Below are 15,486 nucleotides of genomic sequence, written 5' to 3'. Positions count from 1 at the left end.
CGCAAGGTCAACACGATGATCAGCACGATGAAGGCGAAGATGTCCTGATAATTGCTGCCCAGGAAGTTGCCAGTCAGGTCTCCGATGTAACCGGCACCCAGACTCTCGATCAGGCCCAGCAGGATGCCGCCCAGCATGGCGCCGTAGATGTTGCCGATACCACCCAGCACGGCCGCCGAGAAGGCCTTCAGGCCCGGCACGAAGCCCATGGCGAATTGCGCAGTGGAGTAATTGGCAGCCCACATCACGCCGGCAATCGCGGCCAGTGCGGCACCGATGGCGAAGGTGACGATGATGACGCGATTGGCGTCCACGCCCATCAAACCGGCGATGCGCGGGTTCTCGGCGGTGGCGCGCATGGCGCGGCCCATCTTGGTCTTCTCCACGATCAGCACCAGGCCGATCATCGCGGCCAGGGCCAGGATCAGCAGCATGATCTGGGTCGGCGAGATCAGGGCACCGGCGATGTTGACCGGGGTCGAGGGCATGATCTGCGGGAACGGCAGCGGGCTGCGGCCCCAGATCATCATGGCGAAGGTCTGCAGCAGGATCGATACGCCGATGGCGGTGATCAGCGGCGCCAGGCGCGGCGCATTGCGCAGCGGACGGTAAGCGATGCGTTCGATCAGCAAGCTCACGATCACGCACACCGGAATGGCTCCGACGATGGCGATGATCAGCTTGACGATGCCAGGCAGGTCAGGCGCGACCTGCTGCACCAATTTGAGGATCGACAGGCCGACCATGGCGCCCACCATCAGGATGTCGCCGTGGGCAAAGTTGATCAGGTTCAGCACCCCGTACACCATGGTGTAGCCCAGGGCGATCAGTGCGTACATGCTGCCTAGCACCAATCCGTTGATGATCTGCTGGATGAAAATGTCCATGAATAACTCTTCGATCTAAATGGAAACAAGAAAAACACGTGGCTCTGCACCAAAGCGGACACCGCGCGAAAGCATGTCGATTAGCAAAATCCGTTCCCGAAACCCGGGATCGCGTTATCACTCTTCATAAAAAGGGTGCACGCGTTCCCGGCGAGCAGGGCTCGCTGACGGAGGGAATGGAGGGAAATTCAGCCGCAGTAGCCGTGCGGGCGGCTTGGGCCGGGGCTGGCGCATCGACTGGGCGGGCGCCCGGGAGGTCTTCGCCGGAGGCACCGGGCGAGGCCGGTGGGCAGATGCTCGTACATATGGATGTCTCCCGTCTCTGGTTGACGCCGCGTTGGCGACGCCCTGCCCTCTTTGTGAGGGCTAGCGCTCGGCCGCCTTTTGGGCGGTCCGTCGATAATGGTGCGGAATTATACGCAGAAGATTCCAACAATCGAGCACAAACAATCGCCTGTTACAGAAGAAAGTGCGGTAAGACCAATGAATTGTCGGCGACTTCACAACACCTGTCGCGGAAATGAAGAAGGCCTGCATCAGCAGGCCTCTTTGCGCAAACGCCGGACGTGATTTTCGTCCGAATATTCACCCTTTGTCACAGGGCTGATTCAGGCTCATGCCGATTCGGCCGAGGGCGTGCGGGTACCCAAGCCCTTGGGCAAGGGGAAGGTGACGTTTTCTTCAATACCGTCCAGGACGCGCACGCTGCGCGCACCGATTTCCTTGATGCGATCGATCACGGCCTGCACCAGCACTTCCGGTGCCGATGCACCGGCCGTGACGCCGATGCGCTGGCGGCCTTGTACCCATTGCGGGTCGATCAGGGCGGCGTTGTCGACCATGAAGGCGGGCACGCCCTTCTTCTCGGCCAGTTCGCGCAGGCGGTTGGAGTTGGAGCTGTTGGGGCTGCCGACCACGATCACCACTTCCACCTGCGGGGCCATGAACTTCACGGCTTCCTGGCGGTTGGTGGTGGCGTAGCAGATGTCGCCCTTCTTGGGTTCGGCAATGGCCGGGAAGCGCGCGCGCAGGGCGGCGATGATGTCGGCCGTGTCATCCACCGACAGCGTGGTCTGGGAGACATAGGCCAGCAGTTCGGGATCGGCCACCTGCAGGCGCTGGACGTCTTCCACCGTCTCCACCAGATGCATGCCGGCCTCGGTCTGGCCCATGGTGCCTTCCACCTCGGGGTGGCCGGCGTGACCGATCATGATGATCTCGCGGCCCTCGCGGCGCATCTTGGCCACTTCCATATGCACTTTCGTGACCAGCGGGCAGGTGGCATCGAACACCGTCAGGCCGCGCTCGGCCGCCTCGGCCTGGATCGCCTTGGACACGCCGTGGGCCGAGAAGATGACCGTATTGCCGGCCGGCACGTCGGCCAGCTCCTCGATGAAGACCGCGCCCTTGGCCCGCAGGTCGTTGACCACGTAGGCGTTGTGCACGATTTCATGGCGCACGTAGATGGGTGCGCCGAACTGCGCCAGCGCACGTTCGACGATCTCGATGGCGCGGTCCACGCCCGCACAGAAACCACGGGGCTGGGCCAGCAGGATTTCAGATTCGGCTTGTTCCATGGTCATGGTCATTTCCTTGATTCTTCAAAACATTGCGAGGGCCAACTCGCCAAATGACGAGGCTCTTACAGGATTCCGATGATTTTTACTTCGAACTTCAGCGTTTGCCCGGCCAGCGGGTGATTGAAGTCGAAAATTGCGCCATCATCATCGATCGCTCGCAGGATACCGGCAAAACGGCCGCCACCGGGGGCAGCGAAATCGACCAGGTCGCCCACGCGATAGTCCTCATCCATGGAGGAATTCTCTTCCAGCGTGGCGCGCGAGATACGCTGGATCAGCTCTTCGCTGCGCTCGCCGAAAGCCTGGGCCGGGCTCAGTTCAAAGGTCTGCTGCGTGCCTTCGGGCAGGCCCAGCAGGCAGGCTTCGAGGAAGGGAGCCAACTGGCCCTGGCCGAACTGCAGGGTGGCCGGATTTTCGTTGAAGGTGCTGACGATGTCTTCGCCGTCCAGCGAGGCCAGGCGGTAATGCAAGGTGAGATAGGCGTTTTCGGTGACGACGGGGACGGTTGGGCTGGACATGGCTGGGAACGGGCTTGGAAGCGGGAAGGTGCACAAGAGCCCGCTATTGTAAGCCACGTTGGCCCGCTCTGCCGCTGTCAGCTGCATCCGGCTGCGCGGGTGGCGGGCGCATCGGACACTTCCTTGCGGCGGCGCAAGCGCACTGCGGCGGTGCCGGGCTTCTGTTGGACGGTTGCGGCGGGACCGGCTGCCGTCTTTCCTCTCGAACGCAATATGAAAGGAGATTCATCTCATGACCATGTCCATTGTCGATTGGCCCGCCGCACAGCGGCCACGCGAACGTCTGTTGGAGCTGGGCCCGGCCTGCCTCTCCGATGCGGAATTGCTGGCCATCTTTCTGCGCGTGGGCACGCCGGGCAAGAGCGTCATGGAACTGGCCATGGATCTGCTGCACCGCTTCGGCTCGCTCGAAGGCCTGTGCAAGGCCGTTCAGCGCGAGCCCAGTCTGGGCAACGGCCTCGGCCCGGCCAAATGCGCCCAGCTATCGGCCTCTCTGGAGTTGGCCAAGCGCGCCATCCACAGCGATCTGAAGCAGGCATCGGCCCTCAATTCCACGCGCGTCGTGGGCGAATACCTGAAGCTGACCTTCTTCGGCAAGGAACACGAATGTTTCGTCGCTCTCTTCCTGAACATGCGCAACAACCTGCTCGGGACGGAAGAATTGTTCAGGGGCTCGCTGAATCAGACCACGGTCCATCCCCGGGAAGTGGTCAAGATGGCGCTGCGTTACAACGCCGCTTCGGTCATCGTTGCCCACAACCACCCTTCAGGCGACCCGCGGCCCAGTGACTCCGATCTGCGCCTGACCAAGACACTCAAGCAAGCCCTGGAGCTCATCGAGGTGGAATTGCTGGACCACATCGTGGTGGCCGGAACACGCCTGTATTCCTTTGCCGACCACGGCAAGGTGTGAACCGTAACCAGCCAGATCGGCCGCAAAGCCTTTACAGGACTGGGATTGCGCCATTGAGGGTGACAGCGGAAAAACAATGTTTCTTCAATTGTTAAATCAATGAGCCACATCAAGACACAATTGTTTTTCGCAAGTCATTGAAAAAGCAGAGTTTTTTCCATATACTCTCGTTTTTCCCAAATTCGGAAATTTTTAAGGAGTCTCACATGGCACGTGTCTGCCAAGTCACCGGGAAGGGGCCGATGGTCGGCAACAACGTTTCCCATGCAAACAACAAGACCAAGCGTCGTTTTCTGCCCAACCTGCAGAACCGCCGCATTTTCGTCGAATCCGAGAACCGCTGGGTTTCGCTGCGTTTGTCCAACGCCGGCCTGCGCGTGATCGACAAGATCGGCATCGATGCCGTTCTGGCCGATCTGCGTGCTCGTGGCGAAAAAGTCTAATTAGCAGAGTAAAGGAAATCTATCATGGCGAAATCCGGCCGCGACAAAATCAAACTGGAGTCGACCGCAGGTACTGGTCACTTCTACACCACCACCAAGAACAAGCGTACTACGCCCGAAAAGATCAGCATCATGAAGTTCGATCCCAAGGCGCGCAAGCACGTCGAATACAAGGAAACCAAGATCAAGTAATTGATCCCGGTCTCCCGATGAAAGACCCGCAGAATACTCTGCGGGTTTTTTATTGCCTGCTCACGTTGAACGCATTGCGCCGGTCAGCCCGCTGCGCACCGCAGCCCTCCCCTCCCGTTTCGGTTTTTTGACAAAAACCTTCAGGCCTGTACTGGCCGATGACGAAAAAAATCCCCGCAGATCGCTCTGCGGGGATGTCTTCATGCTTTTCCTTCACTTCCGGCTTTTACCCCGGAGCAGCGGCCTGGTCAAAGCCGATCAGGCGTAGCTGCGCAGGCGCAGGGCGAAGTCACGCAAGGCCTTCACGCCGGATGCCTCGGCGCGGGTGCACCAGTCCTGCAGTTGCTGCAGCAGCTGTTCGCGGGTCGAGTGCGAACGCTCCCAGATGGCGCTCAGTTCGATGCGCATCTCATGCATGGTCTGCAGCGCCTTGCTGTGGGCGAACAGTTCCGACAGTTGCTGCTTCTGGCCATCTTCCAGACGGGCCGGCTCACGCTGCAGCAGCTTCCTGGAGGACTTCAGGAAGCGCGATTCCAGCTGGGCCTTCTCGATCAGGTGATCCAGCTCGTCCTTCCAGGCGCTCTTGAGCGAACGGGCGTACTTGGCGGTCACGTCGTAACGGTTGGCGATCACGGACTGCAGGGTATCGAAGTCGATCACCGATTTCTGGCTGTCGAACTTGGGCACCGGTGCCACCTTCTTGACCTTGGCCAGGCCGAAGGTCTCCAGGATGCGGATGTACATCCAGCCGATGTCAAATTCATACCACTTGGCCGAGAACTTGGCCGAGGTGCCGAAGGTGTGGTGATTGTTGTGCATTTCCTCGCCGCCGATGATGATGCCGATCGGGAACAGGTTGGTCGCTGCATCGTTGCAATCGTAGTTGCGATAGCCCCAGAAGTGGCCCAGGCCGTTGACCACGCCAGCCGCCCAGAACGGGATCCAGGCCATCTGCACGGCCCACACGGTCAGACCGATGGCGCCGAACAGCAGCACGTCGATGATCAGCATGATGCCCACACCCTGCCAGCCGTACTTGCTGTAGATGTTGTGTTCAATCCAGTCATCCGGAGTGCCGTGACCGAACTTCTCCATGGTCTCGGCGTTCTTGGACTCACTGCGGTACAGCTCGGCACCCTGCCACATCACCTTGTGGATGCCGCGGGTCTGCGGGCTGTGCGGATCTTCTTCGGTCTCGCACTTGGCGTGGTGCTTGCGGTGGATGGCGGCCCATTCCTTGGTCACCATGCCGGTGGTCATCCACAGCCAGAGACGGAAGAAGTGGCTGGGGATCGCGTGCAGTTCGAGCGCGCGATGCGCCTGGCAACGATGCAGGTAGAGAGTCACGCCCACGATGGTGATGTGGGTCATCACCAGTGTGTAAATGACAATCTGCCAACCGGACGCGTGCAGCAGGCCGTTGGCAACAAAGTCGAGGATCGCATCAAGGGTCATCAGTACAACTCCAAATAGAAAACAACTATCGGACTACAAAACAGGATTATTACTTGTTCCGTGAAAATGGTTTTATTTTCTTTTAATTGCCGGGCATTGTACGCGAATTCTGTGCCTCTGGGACATCAGGAATTTCCTGGCGCGTACTTTGGCGGAAGCTGCGCTCATCCATAATCCGGATGTCGCGCTTGGGATGGGCCACCTGGATGCCGTGTTGCTTGAAGGCAGCCCAGATGGCGCGATTGACGTCGGACAGCACATTGAGCCGTCCATTTTCCGGGTCTGTGATCCAGAACCCCAGTTCCAGATCCAGTCCGTCGGCCCCGATCTTGATCAGCAGGGCTTGCGGGGCGGTCTGCTGGGAGACCCGTTGTACCCCAAGTGCGGCCTGTTCCATGATGGACAAGACCGTTTCCACATCGTCCTGGTACAGAATTGTAAGCTGTGTAGCCAAACGTACAATGCGATGGGTCAAGGAATAGTTTTGTACCGGATTGGAGACAAATAGTTCATTTGGCAACACCGATTCGATCCCGTCCAGCCCTTCCAGGATGGTGTAGCGGGTATTGATCTGGGTGACCTTGCCAAAATATTTATCCACGGCAACCATGTCGCCGATGACCATACTGCGCTCCAGCAGGATCACGAAGCCGGAGACATAGCTGCTGGCAATCTTCTGCAAACCCAGGCCGATACCCACGCCCAGCGCACCACCGAAGACAGACAGCACGGTCAGGTCGATGCCGACCAGCGACAGGCTGACCAGGAAGGCAATCAGGATCAGCAAGGCCCGCATCATGCGCGCCACCACCGTGCGCAGGGAGGAATGCATGCCGCTGAACTTCATGAGGCGGTTTTCCACCACCGTGCCTATCCACAGGGCAATGATGAGCGTCACCAGCACGGAGGCCGCACCTTGCAACATCGTCAACAAGGACACCTTGTGGCGCGCCAGCGGGAAGGTCGTGGTATCCAGATAGTCGACGAAATCCGGCCACAGGCCGGTAATCCACAGCACCACGCACAGCCAGACCAGCAGCGCGATCACCTTTTCCGACAGGTGCAGCAGCGCGCCCACGGTCGCATCCTTCACGAAGATGCCGCGCAATACGTAGAAAACGAAACGCATCGCCACCTGGGCGATGGTCAGGGGGAACATGATTTCCCAGAGCGTGACGGCATGGTGGCCGCGCTTGAGAATGTAATAGGCTCCCGTCAACAGGCCCAGGGCCAGCAGCGGCGAGAGCACGCGGGCGAAGCTCTTGACGCCGATTTGCATGACCAGCGACTGCGCCTCGCCATCGCCCGGCAGCACGAAACGCGCACGCAGCCAGCGCGAGAGGCCGATGCCGCCCACCAGCGAAAGTGCAATCACCACCAGCTGGCGCAGCAGGTCGACGGTGCTGATATCGGTGAAGAGGGAAAGGAAATGATCGGTCATGGCTGGCCGGGTGAAGAATCAGGGCAAATCAGGGTGCCGCCTGGGCATCCTGGCGGTGGCGCTGCCAGTTGCTGGCGTAGCGCGCAGCCAGTGGCGGGTTCTTGCCCAGGATGAGCACGTTCTCGGCGTTCTTGTGCTGGGCCGACCAGGTGAAGTTGTAGCTGCCCGTGATGACGGTGGCCGTCGGCAAGGCCGCATCGATGATGATGACCTTGTTGTGGGCATTGCGGTAATCGGTTTCCAGCCAGACCGGAATGCCGGCCGCGCGCAGCTGGCGCAGGCGGTCTTCGGAATTCTTGTCGAGCTGGCCGGCATCCATCAGCACGCGCACATCGATGCCGCGCTTGCGGGCCGCCACCAGTTCATCCGTAATCGGACGACTGGTGAGCAGATAGGCTTGCATCAGGATCTGGCGCTGCGCAGAGTGAAGCTGGCCGACGATCAGCGCTTCGATGTCATCCCAGGGCGCAAAGGCGGTTTGCACCGTGCCCTGCGCTGCCATCACCGGCGGTGGCGGCAGCGCCTCCCTGGCCTGCAGGCCAGGAGCGGCCGCTGCCAGCAGGGCGGCGGCGAGGCAAGGCAGCAAGCGCCGGCGCATCATGCAGCGGCGCGGCGCTCCAGGACGGCAGCGAAGAAACCGTCCGTCTGGTGCTGGTGCGGCAACAGTTTCAGGTAGTCGCCGGTATCCAGCGCAATCTTCTGCTCGGCCAGCACTTCGCTCATGGGACGCAGCGTGAAGTCGGGATGCGAAGCCAGGAAGTCAGCGATGACTTCATCGTTCTCTTCTTCCAGGAAGCTGCAGGTGCCATACACCAGACGGCCGCCCGGACGCACCAGGCGCGCGGCGCTGGCGAGAATCGAGCCTTGCTTGGCGCGCATCTCGGTCAGCGTTTCCACGCTCTGGCGCCACTTCATGTCGGGATTGCGGCGCAGGGTGCCCAGGCCGCTGCAAGGGGCATCCACCAGCACGCGATCGAGCTTGCCAGCCAGGCGCTTGACCTTGGCGTCGTTCTCATGGGCGATCACCACCGGATGCACGTTGGACAGGCCACTGCGCGCCAGGCGAGGTTTCAGCTTGGCCAGGCGCTTTTCGGACACGTCGAAGGCATACAGGCGGCCGGTATTGCGCATCAGCGCGCCCAGTGCCAGGGTCTTGCCACCGGCACCGGCACAGAAATCGACCACCATCTCGCCGCGCTTGGCACCGACGATCTGGGCCAGCAGCTGGCTGCCTTCATCCTGCACTTCGATGGCACCGTCCTTGAACAGCGGCAGGTTCTGCAGGGCCGGCTTCTTGAACACGCGCAGGCCCAGCGGAGAATACGGGGTCGGCTCGCAGGCCACCGGGGCCTTGGCCAGTTCGGCGATGACGGTATCGCGGTCGGCCTTGAGGGCATTGACGCGCAGGTCCAGCGGAGCCGGACGGTTCATGGCATCAGCCAGTTGCAGGGTGGCTTCCTCGCCCATGCGGGCGACCAGCTTTTCCCACAGCCAGGGCGGCAGATTGCTGCGCATCTGGGGGGCCAGCTGGGTGCGGTCGATCTGGGCCACACGCTCCAGCCACTCGGCTTCGCCTTCCTGCAGGCCGGCGATGGATTCGGCACCGACCGCATCGGCCAGGCCCAGCAGGGCCAGGCGGCGCATCATCGGGCCACTGCCGGATTCGGCGAAGTTGGTCAGGACCGTCTTGTTGCGCAGCAGCCCGTAAACCGCTTCAGCGATCACGCCGCGCTCACGACTGCCCAGGCGCGGATTGTCGCGGAAGTAGCGCGACAGGGTGACGTCGGCCGGGCCGGTGAAGCGCAGCACTTCGCGCAGCAGTTCTTCGGTATGGGGGATGATCGCGGGAGGCAATCTCATGCTAGGTCCTTCAGATTCAATTCAATTCAAGATAAGGGTTGCGCGGCAGCGTTGGCTCGTTGCGCCTCAGGCTTCGGCGGCCAGGCGCGCGCGCGCGCCGTCCAGTGCCAGACGGCCTTGCACGAACCAGCGCACGGCGCGCGGATAGATCACATGCTCCTGTTCCAGGACACGCTCGGCGAGCGTCTCCTCGCTATCCTCTTCCAGCACCGGCACGGCGGCCTGGGCCACGATGGGGCCGTGGTCGAGGTCGGGCGTGACGAAGTGCACGGTCGCGCCGTGCAGCTTGACGCCGGCCGCCAGTGCCTGCCGGTGCGTCGCCAACCCGGGGAAACTGGGCAAGAGCGACGGGTGGATATTGAGCATGCGGCCCTGGTAATGATTGACGAACGGCGCCGTCAGGATCCGCATGAAGCCGGCCAGCACCACCAGGTCCGGCGCGAACGCGTCGATCTGCTCGCGCAGGGCGGCATCGAACTGGTCGCGCGTGGGATAGTCGCGGTTGGCCACGACGGCCGTGGCAATGCCGTGGCTGGCGGCGAATTCGAGGCCGCTGGCGTCGGCGCGGTTGCTGATGACGGCGGCGATTCGGGCAGGCCACCGCTCGGCCTGTGCAGCGCGGACGATGGCTTCCATATTGCTGCCTCGTCCGGAAATCAGGATGACAATGCTTCTCATGGTGTGCGCATTGTACCTGCTGACGGCCCCTCCGCCGCCGGTTTTCACGATGTGAAAGGTCCGGCGTGGCGTAAAAGGTTTATCAAAATGTGAAGAAAATTTACTGGAAGGAATAAAAAACGCGGAACGGCACCTTCTTCTCAGCCCAGTAATCGGCCGCATCGCGGAAGACGTCGAGCAAGGTCTCGCGCGCTTCCTTGTCGAATTTCTGGGTGTTGGGCAGTTGCTCCAGCACCACGACGAAACCGATCTGCTTGCCGGCCTTGTGGGTCAGGTCGGTCAGGCAGTCATGCAGGGCATCGAAGTTCTTGCCGAAGTGCCGGGGAAACTGGAAGGCAGTGGCGATGGTGGTCAGCACCTGCTGCTTGGTCACGGCCTCGGCGCAATAGGCATAGAGAAAGTGCTGCTGCAGGTGCGCGGCCTCCTGCTGCAGCTCGGTCACGCGGAAGGCGCGGATCGATTGCACGATATTGGGCGGCACCGTTTTGAACAAACTCATTTTGCCTTCAGTATTCATAGGCGGGGCTGTGTGGCTGTCGTGGTTGTCGTAATTGTCGTGATGGTGATGGCTGGCCTGCTGTGTGGCTTGCTGCAACAGGACTCGCGCGCCCTGCCCTGCGCTGTACAAGATCAGTCGCGTATCCGGCGGAAGGTCTTGTAATGGTCACTGGTGTAATAGTATTCGCCCGACGTGGCCGGTTCTCCCCCGCTGACGATGCGACGGGCCCCGCGATTGCGGGCGCGCGGCGTCTTGACCGTGTATTCGCGATAATACCCGCGCTTTTGCTTGGGCAAAACCCCTTCATAGTTGCCGAAGACCGCGCCATCCTTTTCATACGGGAAGGGCCCACCCTGACGGATCAGGGCCATGGTCTGCTGGGCTTCGCGCGGCAGCTGGTCAAGGTTGACCTCCGGCAAGTTGCCCGGCACCGGCCCCTTGGCTTGCACCGGCACGGACAGCATCAACGCCGTCAGCAGCACCAGCCAGTAACGGGTGAAGAAGGAAGAAATGAAGCGGGCTCGCATCTGCATCGTCTGCATTGATTCTGTTAATTGCAATTTTGTCAATTAATGGCAACAGCACTCGGTAGATTAACGCGTTGCTTTCGGCTAGGCAACCACGGCAGGCCAGGAACTTGACCGGCAGCAAATCAGGCAGAGGCTTGGAGCAGCTGGGCGGTATCCGGTTCAAAAAAGGCCAGCACCTCCTCGCGCTTGGCGTAGGTATCACTTTCGCCCAGAGCGATCAGCTCGCGTGTGAAGCTTTGTTCAAACAGCAGATAGGACGCCAGTGCCGAACCGCGCGCCTCGGTGGCCCCGATGCCACCCAGCATGGTGCGGATCGGGCGCGGCAGACTGCCGACGTGGCGGCTGGCGATGCTGTCGATGCGCTGCGAGGGCGAGATCACCAGGGTACGGATGGGTTTCAGGGGCGTATGCCGGCGCTGCTCCTCGTTCAGGACCGACAAGGTCTGGTTGACCCGGTTGATGCGTTCGATGTCGGCCGACAAGCCGTCGAGGAAAATGCCCGACATCGCATGTCCGGCCACCTGCGCCAGGCTGGGGTAATGCGGCGTATTGGTAGGGGCCTGCTCGCCCTTCTCGCCCATGCGTCCGGCACCGATGATGAGGACCTTGGTGGCACCGAGGTGGATGGCCGGGGAAATCGGGGCGATCTGGCGCATCGAGCCATCGCCGCAATACTCGCAGCGGCCGTCGATGTACACCGGAATGGCCGGAAAGATGAAGGGAATGGCAGAAGAGGCCAGCAGGTGATCGATGCCGATCTGATCCCGCATGGCCAGGCGCTGGGTGCGCCGCCACGGTTCGATCTCTTGCGCACACTGGTAGAAGGTGATGTGCTGGCCGCTGGTGTAGGACGAGGCAGTCACCGCCAGCGCATGCAACTGTCCTTCGGCCAGGGCAGCATCCAGCCGTGGCAGGTCCAGCAGGCGATGCAGCATGCTCACCAGCGGGGTGTTGTCCAGCAGGGAATTGGGCGGATTGGCGCGCCACTTGCGCAGCAGCCAGCCGAAGGAAAACAGCGACAGCCAGCGCGCCCCCGAGCGGATCACGCCCAGCGAATCGGCGCGGTACACCTGCTCCACCTGGAAATTGCTCCACACCGCCATCAGCTCGCGCACGGCTTCGCCGAAGTCGTCCGCCCGGCAGGCCAGGGCGGTGCCGTTGATGGCCCCGGCCGAGGTGCCGCAGATGATGGGGAAGGGATTGCTGTGTACCGGCCAGCCGGCTTCGAGCAGGATCATCGAGAGGGCGTTGAGCACACCCACCTGGTAAGCCGCCCGTGCGCCGCCGCCGGTCAGGATCAAGCCTGTTTTGTGTTCCATGGTCTCCATGAGGGGAGCTTATCAGTAGCCCCCTCACCGTGGACAAGAGAATTGGCAGGCAAATGCCGTCTATTTGGGCTGCATGCGGATGGCACCATCGAGGCGGATGGTCTCGCCGTTCAACATCACGTTCTCGATGATGGTGCGGGCCAGCTGTGCATATTCGGTGGCACGGCCCAGGCGCGGCGGGAAGGGGACGGCCTGCCCCAGCGAATCGCGCACTTCCTGCGGCATGGCCAGCATCATTGGGGTCTCAAAAATGCCCGGGGCGATGGTCATGACGCGGATGCCGCTGCGCGAGAGGTCCCGCGCCATCGGCAGGGTCATCGCGACGATGGCCCCCTTGGAAGCCGAATAGGCCGTCTGCCCGATCTGGCCATCGTAGGCGGCCACCGAGGCGGTGTGGATGATGATGCCGCGCTCGCCCTCTTCCTGCGCCTCGGTCTTGGCCATGGCATCGGCCGCAAAGCGGGCCATGTTGAAGCTGCCGACCAGGTTGATGTTGAGCGTCTTCATGAACAGCGCCATGCTGTGCGGGCCGTTCTTGCCGACCAGCTTCTCGGCCGGGGCGATGCCGGCGCAATTGACCAGTCCGCGCAGGCTGCCGGCCACTTGCGCGGCACGCACCACGGCCTGGGCATCGTCTTCCGAACTGACATCGCAGCGCACGAAGACGCCGCCCAGTTCGCGGGCCAGCGCACTGCCAGCCTCCTCGTTGAGATCGGCCAGCACCGGCTTGCCACCAGCGGCGGCGATCATGCGGGCAGTGGCCGCACCCAGACCGGATGCTGCGCCGGTGACGATGAATACATTTCCTTCGATACGCATGGAGTCTCCTGTTTTTTATCTGCGCGCAGCCAGGCGGATGGCCTGGCCGGCGAGCCAATGGTGATGGGATACATCAAGGGGCATTATTTGACGAATCGGCCAGCCTGGCAATGCAGGCTTTCCCTTCGCGGTGCGGGGATTATGCGCAGGTCGCCGCACGGCAGACTATCCGTGCGGCGACAATCAGGGCTGCAGTCAGATCGGGTCAGGACACCGTCGGCAGCAAGGGCACCAGCAGCAGCGCCACGATGTTGATGATCTTGATGAGCGGATTGACCGCCGGCCCGGCCGTATCCTTGTAGGGATCGCCCACGGTGTCGCCCGTGACGGCGGCCTTGTGGGCGTCCGAGCCCTTGCCGCCGTGGTGGCCGTCCTCGATGTATTTCTTGGCGTTGTCCCAGGCGCCGCCGCCGGTGGTCATCGAGATGGCCACGAAGAGCCCGGTGACGATCGTCCCCATCAGCAGCCCACCCAGCGCCGACGGCCCCAGCAGCAACCCGACCAGGATAGGCACGATCACCGGCAGCAGCGACGGCAGGATCATTTCCCGGATGGCCGACGAGGTCAGCATGTCCACCGCGCGGTCATATTCGGGACGCCCGCTGCCGTCCATGATGCCGGCGATGTCGCGGAACTGGCGACGCACTTCCACCACCACTGCACCGGCCGCGCGTCCCACCGCTTCCATCGCCATGGCACCGAACAGATAAGGAATCAGCCCGCCGATGAAGAGCCCGATGATCACCGCCGGGCTGGACAAGTCGAAGCTGGCGGTCTTGCCCACGGACTCCAGCGCATGCGTGTAATCGGCAAACAGCACCAGTGCGGCCAGTCCTGCCGAGCCGATCGCATAGCCCTTGGTGACCGCCTTGGTGGTATTGCCCACGGCATCGAGCGGATCGGTGATGGCGCGCACCGAATCGGGCAGCCCCGACATCTCTGCGATACCGCCCGCATTGTCAGTGATGGGCCCGTAAGCATCCAAAGCCACCACGATACCGGCCATGGACAGCATGGAGGTCGCCGCAATCGCAATGCCGTACAAGCCTGCCAGCCAGTACGACGCCAGGATCGCCGCGCACACCGCCAGCACGGGATAGGCGGTGGACTTCATCGATACCCCGAGACCGGCGATGATATTGGTGCCATGTCCGGTGGTGGAGGCTTCGGCGATATGGCGCACCGGCTTGAAGTCGGTGCCGGTGTAGTACTCGGTGATGTAGACCATGAGACCGGTGAGCACGATGCCCACCACGGCTGCGCCCATCAGGGGCGCGCGCAATTCAGGCGGTAACAGCAGCCAGGTGACCGCCGCAAAGCCGACCAACGACAAGCCAGCCGACCACCACAGCCCGGTATAGAGTGCCGACATGATCTTCTTGCCCGGCTGCGCCTTGACCATCGCGCAACCGACGATGGAAGCCAGGATCGACACCCCGCCCAGCGCCAGCGGATAGAGTACCGCGAGGGTTTCCAGGCCCTTGAGCATGAGGCTGCCCAAGAGCATGGTCGCCACCAGCGTAACGACGTAGGTCTCGAACAGGTCGGCGGCCATGCCGGCGCAATCGCCCACGTTGTCCCCGACGTTGTCGGCGATGACTGCAGGATTGCGCGGATCATCTTCGGGAATGCCTGCCTCGACCTTGCCCACCAGATCGGCTCCCACATCCGCGCCCTTGGTGAAGATGCCCCCGCCCAGCCGCGCAAAGATAGAGATAAGGGACGCCCCGAAAGCCAGTCCGATCAAAGGCTGGATGGCATCGTGCAGGCTGGCGGCACGTCCCTGTCCATAGACATAGAGGATCCAGAAGAACAGCGACACCCCCAGCAGTCCCAGCCCCACCACCAGCATCCCGGTGATCGCCCCGCCCCGGAAAGCCACGCCCAGCGCCTCGTTCATGCCGCGCGTGGCGGCCTGGGCAGTACGCACATTGGCGCGCACGGACACGTTCATCCCGATGAAACCGCAGGCGCCGGACAGTACCGCCCCCAGCAGGAAGCCGATCGCAGTGAGCCAGCCCAAACCGGGAATGAGCGCAATGAGGATCAGCAGCACCACCCCCACCATGGCGATGGTACGGTACTGCCGCGCCAGATAGGCCGCCGCGCCCTGCTGGATGGCCAGGGCGATTTCCTGCATACGGGGGTTGCCGCGGTCCTGCTTGAGAATCCAGCGTCGAGAAACCAGGCCATAGATCACCGCGACCAAGCCGCAGGCAATGGCAAACCACAGGGCAAGTGCCATCATCGTCTCCTTTGTTATCACGACTCATCAACAATCACGAACATCCGCCGCGCCGTCCGGGTGCTGCTGTTCCGGTTCGTCGCGGCCGATACTGCGCC

Annotated in this window: 17 protein-coding genes; 3 read left to right on the top strand and 14 right to left on the bottom strand. The window is 62.1% G+C overall.

Translation table 11 applies throughout. The features are described from left to right. The 3 genes from JOD78_RS13640 to JOD78_RS13630 form a co-directional block, all read right to left on the bottom strand. On the bottom strand, positions 1 to 887 hold an 887-nt coding region (locus tag JOD78_RS13640; protein WP_145605090.1), incomplete at its 3' end, for a branched-chain amino acid ABC transporter permease. Between the two features lie 614 nt (positions 888 to 1,501). Beyond that, on the bottom strand, positions 1,502 to 2,470 hold the full coding sequence (gene ispH, locus JOD78_RS13635) for a 4-hydroxy-3-methylbut-2-enyl diphosphate reductase (RefSeq protein ID WP_034338194.1): 969 nt from the start codon (positions 2,468 to 2,470) through the stop codon (positions 1,502 to 1,504). 59 nt (positions 2,471 to 2,529) lie between these two features. Then, on the bottom strand, positions 2,530 to 2,985 hold the full coding sequence (locus JOD78_RS13630; RefSeq protein WP_039785208.1) for a peptidylprolyl isomerase: 456 nt from the start codon (positions 2,983 to 2,985) through the stop codon (positions 2,530 to 2,532). Positions 2,986 to 3,217: 232 nt separating this feature from the next. Here JOD78_RS13630 and radC point away from each other — a divergent pair, with 232 nt between their 5' ends. The 3 genes from radC (at position 3,218) to rpmG (ending at position 4,533) form a co-directional block, all read left to right on the top strand. Then, positions 3,218 to 3,898 (top strand): DNA repair protein RadC, encoded by a 681-nt coding sequence (gene radC / locus JOD78_RS13625; protein WP_083859776.1) that lies wholly within the window; start codon positions 3,218 to 3,220, stop codon positions 3,896 to 3,898. Positions 3,899 to 4,104: 206 nt separating this feature from the next. Beyond that, positions 4,105 to 4,341 carry a 50S ribosomal protein L28 gene (gene rpmB / locus JOD78_RS13620; RefSeq protein ID WP_006463730.1) on the top strand — a complete coding sequence of 79 codons (237 nt, stop codon included), beginning with the start codon at positions 4,105 to 4,107 and terminating at the stop codon, positions 4,339 to 4,341. A gap of 24 nt (positions 4,342 to 4,365) precedes the next feature. Continuing rightward, complete coding sequence (gene rpmG / locus JOD78_RS13615) at positions 4,366 to 4,533, top strand: 50S ribosomal protein L33 (protein WP_006463731.1); 168 nt, start codon at positions 4,366 to 4,368, stop codon at positions 4,531 to 4,533. A 60-nt stretch (positions 4,534 to 4,593) separates the two neighbouring features. Here rpmG and JOD78_RS13610 read toward each other — a convergent pair whose 3' ends face one another. From JOD78_RS13610 to JOD78_RS13560, 11 genes are all read right to left on the bottom strand, one after another. Then, on the bottom strand, positions 4,594 to 4,737 hold the full coding sequence (locus tag JOD78_RS13610) for a hypothetical protein (protein ID WP_166675601.1): 144 nt from the start codon (positions 4,735 to 4,737) through the stop codon (positions 4,594 to 4,596). 54 nt (positions 4,738 to 4,791) lie between these two features. After that, positions 4,792 to 5,988 carry an acyl-CoA desaturase gene (locus JOD78_RS13605; RefSeq protein ID WP_121044028.1) on the bottom strand — a complete coding sequence of 399 codons (1,197 nt, stop codon included), beginning with the start codon at positions 5,986 to 5,988 and terminating at the stop codon, positions 4,792 to 4,794. An 82-nt stretch (positions 5,989 to 6,070) separates the two neighbouring features. Then, complete coding sequence (locus JOD78_RS13600) at positions 6,071 to 7,429, bottom strand: mechanosensitive ion channel domain-containing protein (protein WP_034332740.1); 1,359 nt, start codon at positions 7,427 to 7,429, stop codon at positions 6,071 to 6,073. A gap of 28 nt (positions 7,430 to 7,457) precedes the next feature. Then, positions 7,458 to 8,030, bottom strand: a complete 573-nt coding sequence (locus JOD78_RS13595; RefSeq protein ID WP_034332738.1) for a phospholipase D family protein — start codon at positions 8,028 to 8,030, stop codon at positions 7,458 to 7,460. Beyond that, a complete protein-coding gene (locus JOD78_RS13590; protein ID WP_034332736.1) occupies positions 8,027 to 9,289 on the bottom strand; it encodes an RsmB/NOP family class I SAM-dependent RNA methyltransferase in 1,263 nt (420 codons plus the stop codon). The genes JOD78_RS13595 and JOD78_RS13590 overlap by 4 nt, the downstream gene beginning before the upstream one ends. Positions 9,290 to 9,355: 66 nt before the next feature. Next, the gene (gene purN / locus JOD78_RS13585) at positions 9,356 to 9,967 is read right to left on the bottom strand and encodes a phosphoribosylglycinamide formyltransferase (RefSeq protein WP_199725111.1); all 612 of its coding nucleotides are present in this window, start codon (positions 9,965 to 9,967) and stop codon (positions 9,356 to 9,358) included. Positions 9,968 to 10,067: 100 nt separating this feature from the next. Next, complete coding sequence (locus JOD78_RS13580) at positions 10,068 to 10,565, bottom strand: barstar family protein (protein WP_227022803.1); 498 nt, start codon at positions 10,563 to 10,565, stop codon at positions 10,068 to 10,070. A gap of 32 nt (positions 10,566 to 10,597) precedes the next feature. Next, the gene (locus JOD78_RS13575; protein WP_121044780.1) at positions 10,598 to 10,993 is read right to left on the bottom strand and encodes a ribonuclease; all 396 of its coding nucleotides are present in this window, start codon (positions 10,991 to 10,993) and stop codon (positions 10,598 to 10,600) included. Between the two features lie 125 nt (positions 10,994 to 11,118). Next, positions 11,119 to 12,324, bottom strand: a complete 1,206-nt coding sequence (locus JOD78_RS13570; RefSeq protein ID WP_034339323.1) for a patatin-like phospholipase family protein — start codon at positions 12,322 to 12,324, stop codon at positions 11,119 to 11,121. A gap of 60 nt (positions 12,325 to 12,384) precedes the next feature. Next, positions 12,385 to 13,143 (bottom strand): SDR family NAD(P)-dependent oxidoreductase, encoded by a 759-nt coding sequence (locus tag JOD78_RS13565; protein WP_121044031.1) that lies wholly within the window; start codon positions 13,141 to 13,143, stop codon positions 12,385 to 12,387. Between the two features lie 205 nt (positions 13,144 to 13,348). After that, the gene (locus tag JOD78_RS13560) at positions 13,349 to 15,388 is read right to left on the bottom strand and encodes a sodium-translocating pyrophosphatase (RefSeq protein WP_209568264.1); all 2,040 of its coding nucleotides are present in this window, start codon (positions 15,386 to 15,388) and stop codon (positions 13,349 to 13,351) included. Positions 15,389 to 15,486: the final 98 nt, after the last annotated feature.

The organism is Herbaspirillum sp. 1130, from assembly GCF_017833835.1.
GTDB lineage: Bacteria > Pseudomonadota > Gammaproteobacteria > Burkholderiales > Burkholderiaceae_D > Herbaspirillum > Herbaspirillum huttiense.
The sequence above is the reverse complement of the archived record's forward strand: the minus strand, read 5'-3'. Positions and strand labels throughout refer to the sequence as shown.

Coding starts and splice junctions, on each gene's coding strand:
- JOD78_RS13590 (WP_034332736.1), bottom strand. CDS start 9,289: ATGAGATTGCCTCCCGCGATCATCCCCCATACCGAAGAACTGCTGCGC.
- rpmB (WP_006463730.1), top strand. CDS start 4,105: ATGGCACGTGTCTGCCAAGTCACCGGGAAGGGGCCGATGGTCGGCAAC.
- JOD78_RS13565 (WP_121044031.1), bottom strand. CDS start 13,143: ATGCGTATCGAAGGAAATGTATTCATCGTCACCGGCGCAGCATCCGGT.
- JOD78_RS13600 (WP_034332740.1), bottom strand. CDS start 7,429: ATGACCGATCATTTCCTTTCCCTCTTCACCGATATCAGCACCGTCGAC.
- rpmG (WP_006463731.1), top strand. CDS start 4,366: ATGGCGAAATCCGGCCGCGACAAAATCAAACTGGAGTCGACCGCAGGT.
- JOD78_RS13610 (WP_166675601.1), bottom strand. CDS start 4,737: ATGAAGACATCCCCGCAGAGCGATCTGCGGGGATTTTTTTCGTCATCG.
- JOD78_RS13575 (WP_121044780.1), bottom strand. CDS start 10,993: ATGCGAGCCCGCTTCATTTCTTCCTTCTTCACCCGTTACTGGCTGGTG.
- JOD78_RS13560 (WP_209568264.1), bottom strand. CDS start 15,388: ATGGCACTTGCCCTGTGGTTTGCCATTGCCTGCGGCTTGGTCGCGGTG.
- JOD78_RS13630 (WP_039785208.1), bottom strand. CDS start 2,985: ATGTCCAGCCCAACCGTCCCCGTCGTCACCGAAAACGCCTATCTCACC.
- JOD78_RS13605 (WP_121044028.1), bottom strand. CDS start 5,988: ATGACCCTTGATGCGATCCTCGACTTTGTTGCCAACGGCCTGCTGCAC.
- purN (WP_199725111.1), bottom strand. CDS start 9,967: ATGAGAAGCATTGTCATCCTGATTTCCGGACGAGGCAGCAATATGGAA.
- JOD78_RS13595 (WP_034332738.1), bottom strand. CDS start 8,030: ATGATGCGCCGGCGCTTGCTGCCTTGCCTCGCCGCCGCCCTGCTGGCA.
- radC (WP_083859776.1), top strand. CDS start 3,218: ATGACCATGTCCATTGTCGATTGGCCCGCCGCACAGCGGCCACGCGAA.
- ispH (WP_034338194.1), bottom strand. CDS start 2,470: ATGACCATGGAACAAGCCGAATCTGAAATCCTGCTGGCCCAGCCCCGT.
- JOD78_RS13570 (WP_034339323.1), bottom strand. CDS start 12,324: ATGGAGACCATGGAACACAAAACAGGCTTGATCCTGACCGGCGGCGGC.